This window comes from Nocardia sp. NPDC003963, from assembly GCF_053605105.1.
In genome coordinates this window covers 44,684-52,079 of the sequence record NZ_JBSGIP010000040.1, presented here as the reverse complement: position 1 = coordinate 52,079, position 7,396 = coordinate 44,684, and the positions used below count along the sequence as shown (strand labels likewise).

The following is a 7,396-nucleotide window of genomic DNA, read 5'->3' as shown; positions in this document are numbered from 1 at the left end:
ATGCGCTGCCGGCGGGCCATCTCACCGTTGATCACGTCTTCCATACGAGTGACGAGGTCGGCTTCCTCCTCCATATTGGTGACGACCGCGGTCACGTGGGAGAGCCGATCGAAACCCAGGAAGGTGGCGCCACCCTTGAAGTCGACGAGCAAGAGATTGAGCACATCCGGGGAATGCTCGGCGACCGCGGAGAGCACAAGGGTGCGCAGGAATTCCGATTTACCGGAACCGGTGGCGCCGATGCACATTCCGTGCGGGCCCATACCCTCTTCGGCTGATTCCTTGATGTCCAGGTGCACCACCTGGCCGGTGGGGTCGTGTCCGAATGGAATGTTCAGCCGTTTACGGTCGGCATCGCGGCGCACCGGCCACTGCCGATCCACTCGGATATTGCCCGGATCGGAGAGGCCGACCATATCGTCCCAGGAGGTGCTGCCACTGGCCTGCTCGGCGGCCACCGCTTCCACCACCGTGGACAGCCGGTACGGCGACAGTTTCCGGGCTACCGCGGTGGCCTGCGTAATCGACATATTGTCGGCGGTACCGACCAGCCGGCTGCCGCGCGGTGTCAGTTCCTGGAGTGCGCGATCGTCGGTGACGGTGAACTTCAGCGACCGCGGCAACGACTGCTCGGACTCGCCCATCCGCACCCAGGTGCAGCCGTCGATCCCGGAGATATCGCGGTCGGTGTTCGCCCCACCGGATTCCACGACCAGCACGAAATGCGATTTGTCCAGCGCCGGCTCGTTGTTCGCCGAGAACGGGCCGCGGTTGAGCCCGGCGAGTACTTTGGTCCGCAGTTCGGCCACCGTCCGATACACCATCCGGCTGGAGCCGATGGCATCGGTTTCCGCCGGATGCTGGGTATGCGGTAGCCATTTCAGCCAGGCCCATTGTGGATCGTCCGGGTTGTTGAGCACGGCCGCCACCGCGACCTGATCCGGTCCGTGCAGGACCGCGATCTCGGCCAGCATGGCGCGGACCAGACCGGCCACGGCTTCCGGGTCTCCATCGAGTCCGACCAATGGTGCGGACAGCAGATTGATCGCCACCGGCATTCCGCCGACCGTGGAATACGCCTTCGCGAACCGGGTCAGCTCCACCACACCGACCGGATCCAGGTCGGAGGTGGGCGCGGCCTCCGGCACGATGACCCGGACCTGGTTGGCGATCCGGCCCCGGCCCATCCGCACCCGTAGGAACTGGGGATTGGCGACCTGCACCTCCCACATCCGCTTACCGCCGACCAGGCGGCCCAGCCCCGCCGGGCCGGGGTGGGTGTAGGAGAGATAGTCGTAGAGTTCGGTTTCGGCCTCGTGCACCGTTTTCCGGTTGTCGGTGATCGAGCGCAGATAATCCTTGCGTTCCTCGTTCAGTCCCGCCGCGGTGCTGTTGGCTCCCCCGCCGCCGCCCAGCTGGCCGCCGAGCATGCCGAACATCGACACGATCATCATCATGGGGAACATCAGCATCATCGGCGACATGGCGCGGCCGCCGGAGAACATCATCACCATCATGCCGACCATGGCGCACACCATGATCACAGGCATGATCATCTTGAGCTTGGACATCGGCACCGGCCGGGGCAGCTCGGTGGGCGGTTGCAGCCGCAATTCGGTGACAGCGGGAGCCTTGGGGCCGCGCACCGTCCGGGCCGGCCGGACGAAACGACGCGTCGCGGTCATTTGTTACCCGTCATCTGCACACCCGTCATATTCGGCGGTATCCCGTCGTGTTGGATCATGGCGTCGCCGACCGAGAGTGTGGGGCCCACGGCGAACAGCGAGACGATGCTCCACGGCGCCGGCACCGGTTCCTTCAAGCCCAGGGCGGCGAGCGATGGATCGCTGCGGCCGCCGCCCTTCAGATCCGCATCTATTCCGTAGCGGACACCGCTGTCCGATATCCAGAACAGCGATTCACGTAGCGGCGAACCGGGTTCGGCCCCGGTGACCTGGACGAATTTACCCGTGGTGCGCGGTAGATAGGCATAGTCGGCGGTCATCCCTCCCGAGTACGGGGCGGTGACCAATCCGACGGTACGTCCCTGTTCCTGTTTGGTGAGCGGTAACTGCCGGCCGAAGAGCAACCGGGTGTGCGCGTTCGGATCGGTACCGGTGCGTTCCCAGTGGTAGCAGGTCACCAGATCACGGATGGGGTCGAGGATCTCGACCGGCTCGGCCGGGTAGGTCGCGGTACCCGGCCAGTCGCCCGGGCGTAGATTCGCCGCCGCCACATCGGGCCCGATAGTGCTCGTGGCGACCGCGCCGTGCGAGTTGGCATTGCGCACGATCGACGCCAGCACCGGGCTGACCCGGACCAGCCCGGCAGTGGACACCAGATAGTACGTAGCCGGTTGATTCGGTGTGGATACTGTGACGATCGATCCGACCACCGCGTCGAGCGCCGGTTTCAGGGTCGTGGTCGCCCCGGATCCGGGGACATCCGGCACCCGGATCGGCGCGACCTCCGGTATCGCCCCCAGCAGCCCGGGTGACGCGGCGGCCACCTGCGCGGCGCTGTCGATGCCGAGGGCCAGCATCACCGGTGAATCGGCGAGGTTTATCTCGGCGCGTACCACACCCTGTATCGGATCGGCGTACACGAGCCAGGTCGCTTCTTCGCCACGAAGCAGCCGCGCCTGCCGACCGCTCAGCTCGTGGACGGCGTCGTCGTCGACGGTGAGCGGCCCGGCCATGGCGGTGGTGAGCACCGCCGAACGCAACAGGGTCGGCAGGCCGGTCTTCTGGTCCACGGGTGCCGCGGCACCGGTCCGGGCAGTATCACAGACCGTCCATTCGGAGTCTTTTTCGTCTTCGTCGTCGATCTGCCCGGGCGCACCCGGTATTCCGACCCAGGGACCACGCGGATACTTCGCGAGCTCGGACTGCGATACCTCCACCGGTTTGGCCGGCTGCCCCACGATGAGCCGGGCCGAAGTGAGGTTGAGGGCGGGGTGCAGACGCTCACCCAGTTTCACATACAGCGCGCCGGTGTCCTTCTCGGCGATGATCGGTGAGTCACCGACAGGTTTCGCCGGTTTGAAGAACGCGAGTACGGCGGCCCCGGCGATACCCACGCAGGCCAGGGCCACCCCGACCGCCAGCGCGGTGGACCGGCCCCGGGACGGGTCGTCGATCATCGAAGCGTCGCGCCGGACCAGGGCATGTTCGATCCGGTGCAGCAGGAACCGCCAACCCGAAACCTGGTGCTTGGTCACCACCCGGAAGCGTGCCACCGGTATACGTTCCCTTCCGCCGACCTCGGCCACAACCTAGCGCGCACGCCTGAACCGGCCACTCCCCAGAATTGGGAACAGCCGGCCGGGCGGGTTGCGGGGCGCTACTTTCCGACCGGCGCCAACCCCTGGAGCGCGGCGGTGATATCGAACGCGTCGACAGTCATCAACTCTTCATCGGTGAGCGAGGCGATATCCACATTGTCGCGGGTGAACCGGAAATCACGCTCCGCCTCGGCGGCCTCCACGACATTGCGCACGAAACGGCCGTTACCGGCGAGATCGATGAGACGGCGACCGTCCCGGTTCTGTTCCGACATCATCGTGCACCGGTCCCGCAGCACCTCACGGGCCTGATCCGACAGAATCGAATCCTTCTTGCCGGCGATATGATCGGCGATCTGGACGAGTTCGTCCGGGTCGTAGCTGGGGAACCGGACGCGCTTGGTGAAACGCGAGGACAGACCCTCGTTCGACTGCAGGAACCGGTCGATCTCGGCCTCGTAACCGGCGATGATCACGACCAGCTTGCTCCGGTCGTTCTCCATCCGGGCCAGCAGCGTATCCACCGCCTCCTTACCGAAGGCGTCACCACCTGACAACCCCTCTTGGATAAGGGTGTACGCCTCGTCGATGAACAGCACCCCGCCGAGCGCGGAATCGATGAGCGCATTGGTCTTGGGTGCGGTGTGGCCCAGGTGGGTGCCGACCATATCGTTGCGCGAGGCCTCGATGACCTCGGCGTTCTCGACCACGCCAAGGCCGGCGAAGATCTTGGCGATAACCCGGGCGATGGTGGTCTTACCGGTACCGGGAGGGCCGGAGAAGATCAGGTGATTGGATCGCGAATCCACCGCGAGACCACGCTTGGCCCGGACCTGATCCATCAGCACACCGGATTTGAGCCGGTCCACCTGCTCCTTGACCGAGTCCATACCGATCTGCGACTGCAGCAGTTTGGAGGCCTCTTCGAGCAGTTCGTCGCGTTCGGCCTTGGCCGCGTTTGCCGCTACTTCGGCCGGATCGTCACCGGATTTCGGATCCCAGATATCGATCCGGGAGGCGATCACCGCGGGCGTGGTCACCTCGAGCCGGAAGTTCTTGTCCCGTACCGCGTCCTGCCACTGCGGGCGATTGGGCCACAACCCCGAGCCCTGCAGACCCTTGAGGATCTTGTCGGCCGCATCGTGTTCGCCGTTGTGCCGCAGAATCATCCCGAGCAGATAGTGCGCATCGGCCCAGATGTAGGACAGGCTTCCGGACTGGCTGTCCTCCACGATCCGCTGTGCCCGCGGCAACGCTTCCCCGAACCTGCCGAGGTGCGCCAGCGCACTGGCCGACATCAGTTCGGCGGCGATATCGAGCAGCCCGTCCTCGATCACTGTTTTCGCGGCGCGCGCGGTGAGGACATCGGGCCAGCGCCCGGTCCGGTAGAACAGCGCTATCCGGGCGAAGTCGGCGACGTCGTCACCACGCACCTCGTCCAGGATCGCGACCGCTTCCTGCCATTCCCCGCCGTCGGCATAAGCACACGCCTGGGCGATGGCGATCTGGTCGCGATCGGCCATCGCGACCCGCAGGCCGAAGACACCGATCTCGACCTGACACCACAGCGCCCGGTCCACCAGACCGGCACGCTGCTGATCACGATAGAGATTGTGCGAGGAGCGATAGGCACCGTAGATGACCTCTGACGTGACCTCTCCCGCCATGGCTCGCCCCAGCCACGCGTCGCACATATCCGGATCGATATCGGTGGCCGCCGTGAATGCCGCGCGAGCGTGCTCCTCATTGCGCACCCCACCGGCGACCAATCCCAAACTCTGCACGCCCGTGTAGAACGCGTCTTCGGCCGCTGACACCTCGGACTTCCCTTCCGCCAACCCTCGTCTGCTGGCAGGGTAAGCCACCCGGAGCCGACGGTAGGCATCGGGTATTTCCCGACATTGGGAAGTGCCCGAGGCCGCACCGGCCCCTCGGCGAGGTATTCGATAACTTTCCGTGGACAGGCCGATCGCTCCAGAGAAGATCCGGACGAAAGCCGCAAACCTCCGCAAACGATTTCCCATCGCCGAACGAGCCATAATTTAGCGATAAAGTAGTACTTCAGTTTTACATCGCACTCCACCGCAACCCCGCCCCACGGCGGCGATCCGACCACACCTTCGGTGCGAAACGTGTTGATATACAAGGCTTTCAGGAGAACACGCGATGACCCGCCGGCAACCCGGCGGCTACCCGAAGCGGACGAAGTTATTTCCCCCAAAAACAGTGCCGTTGTTGAACGGCACATTATTTGCGGCTATAGTTGGCGCCAGGTCACCAGTTCCCTCATCCCTGATGACCTGAACCGCGGCGGCCGGTGGAAACAGCGAGCCACCGGCCGCCGCACCTAATCAATTCACCCGCGGCGGCGGCCCTTCGTCCGCACGAACCGGGGCGGACACCGCCGGAGCCGCGACTTCCGGCCGGGCCGTGTTCGCCCCCGATTCCCGTGCGGCGCCGTCTTTCCCCTCGGACCCTTGCTTCTGATCCCGATCGGCCGATACGACAGGCGCCGGCGTATCGCCCTCCGCCGCAACGGCGGGAACCACCGGCTCGGTGCGCTCGGACGGTTTGCCCCACGGAGTGCGCGCCGGCTGGGGCGTCGCGGCCGGACGGGACGACCAAGGGTTCGGCCGGGCAGCCCGGCGCCGCCGGCCACCCGCGGTACGGGCGGGTTTGTCGCCGTCGGAAGCCCGCCGACGCCCGCGCCCTTTGGTCCCCGCGCCGCCCGGCGAGCCCCCGGGCGCGGGCGATTGCCGATTCCACGGGCTGGCCGGACCGCCGCCCGCGCCGGCCGGTGCGCCGCCCGCGCCCCCGGCCTGCCCGGCCGAAACGCCGGAATCATCCACAGCCCGAACCGAATCCGTACCGCCGGCCTGTGCCACCGGCTGCTCGGCCGGCCCACCGAACTCGCTCGGACTGTTACCTGCCGGATCACCCACAAGTGACCGAGGCGCGGCCGCGGCGGCCTCTTGGCCGACCGCACCGGAAAAGCGCTCACCATGGGACTCGGCCGATTGCGCAGCGGCCGGAGCAGTCTCGGCGGCAGGAGCGGCGGCGGGACCGGTGGCGGGACCGGTGGCGCGGAGATCACCCGCCCCCGGACCGGTCCCGGCGCCCGCGCCCGGCGCGCCACTGTTCCCGGCCGGTGCGGGCCCCGCCTCGGGCGATCCGGTGGCTCCGGTCGGTACCGCCGGGGATTCACGGTCGGTGCGCGCAGCCGCTCCAGGGTCCTCGGCCGGTGTTGCACCCGGTATCCAGTTGCGCGGTGCGGTGGCGACTTCCGGGGCCACGCTCTGCCCGGCCGGTACGTTCGCGACCGGGGTGTTCGACGGGGCGATCTGCTGAGTAGCCGGACCGATCGCGGCGGGTGGCATCCCGACCGGAGTGGTGAAATCGAGCGCCGCCACCCCGGTGGCGAACTTCTCCGCGTGTTTCATGATGTCGTCGGCATGGTCGTCGAGGACCTGGGCGTAGCGGCGCACCTCGTCCGGATCGATGTACACGACACCGTCCTTGCCGCCGTCGACGCCCAGCAAATCCGCAGCGGTGTTGTAGACCACCCCGTTGATCATGTCGCCCACCGCGTCCTCGAGCGGTTCGATGGCCTTGCCCAGCACTTCGGCCACGATGTACCCGATGAGCATCTCCTCCATGGCCTTGACCAGCCGCCGGGCCGCCAGCGAGATGGATTGACTCAGCGCGAAAGAGGCACCGGAGGTCGCCACGGTGGCGGCCATGGCGGCAGCATAGGCGGCGGCGAGCACCGCGAGCTCGGTCAGCACCGCCACTTTCACCACGGCGATCACTTCCGCCGCGATTTCCAGCGCCTTCGCCACCCCGCGACACAGTTCGTCCAGCCGTTCCATATGCGAGGAACTCAGGCTCGCCCAGGACGCCACCAGAGCCCGGTACGACTGCCCCTGATAGACCGACCCCATCTCGCCGATCGCGCCGGTCGCCGCGTCATGAGTCCCGGAGACCTCGTCGGCGAAAGTGCGTACATGCCCGGCCAGCTCGCGGACCTGATCCTCGTTGATATCCGGATAGGGGATACCGATGAAGTTCAGGAACATCGCCACTTCGTGGGGTATCTCGATAGCCAAGGGCGAG

General features: G+C 66.6%; 4 protein-coding genes. All 4 read right to left on the bottom strand.

Going from position 1 to position 7,396, the window contains the following annotated elements; translation table 11 throughout:
- On the bottom strand, positions 1 to 1,685 hold a 1,685-nt coding region (gene eccCa / locus ACWEWT_RS32280; protein ID WP_452564631.1), incomplete at its 3' end, for a type VII secretion protein EccCa.
- On the bottom strand, positions 1,682 to 3,220 hold the full coding sequence (gene eccB, locus ACWEWT_RS32275; protein WP_452564630.1) for a type VII secretion protein EccB: 1,539 nt from the start codon (positions 3,218 to 3,220) through the stop codon (positions 1,682 to 1,684). The genes eccCa and eccB, both read right to left, overlap by 4 nt.
- A 122-nt stretch (positions 3,221 to 3,342) precedes the next feature.
- Positions 3,343 to 5,100 carry a type VII secretion AAA-ATPase EccA gene (gene eccA, locus ACWEWT_RS32270; RefSeq protein WP_452564629.1) on the bottom strand — a complete coding sequence of 586 codons (1,758 nt, stop codon included), beginning with the start codon at positions 5,098 to 5,100 and terminating at the stop codon, positions 3,343 to 3,345.
- 534 nt (positions 5,101 to 5,634) lie between these two features.
- Positions 5,635 to 7,389 (bottom strand): WXG100-like domain-containing protein, encoded by a 1,755-nt coding sequence (locus ACWEWT_RS32265; RefSeq protein ID WP_452564628.1) that lies wholly within the window; start codon positions 7,387 to 7,389, stop codon positions 5,635 to 5,637.
- Positions 7,390 to 7,396: the final 7 nt, after the last annotated feature.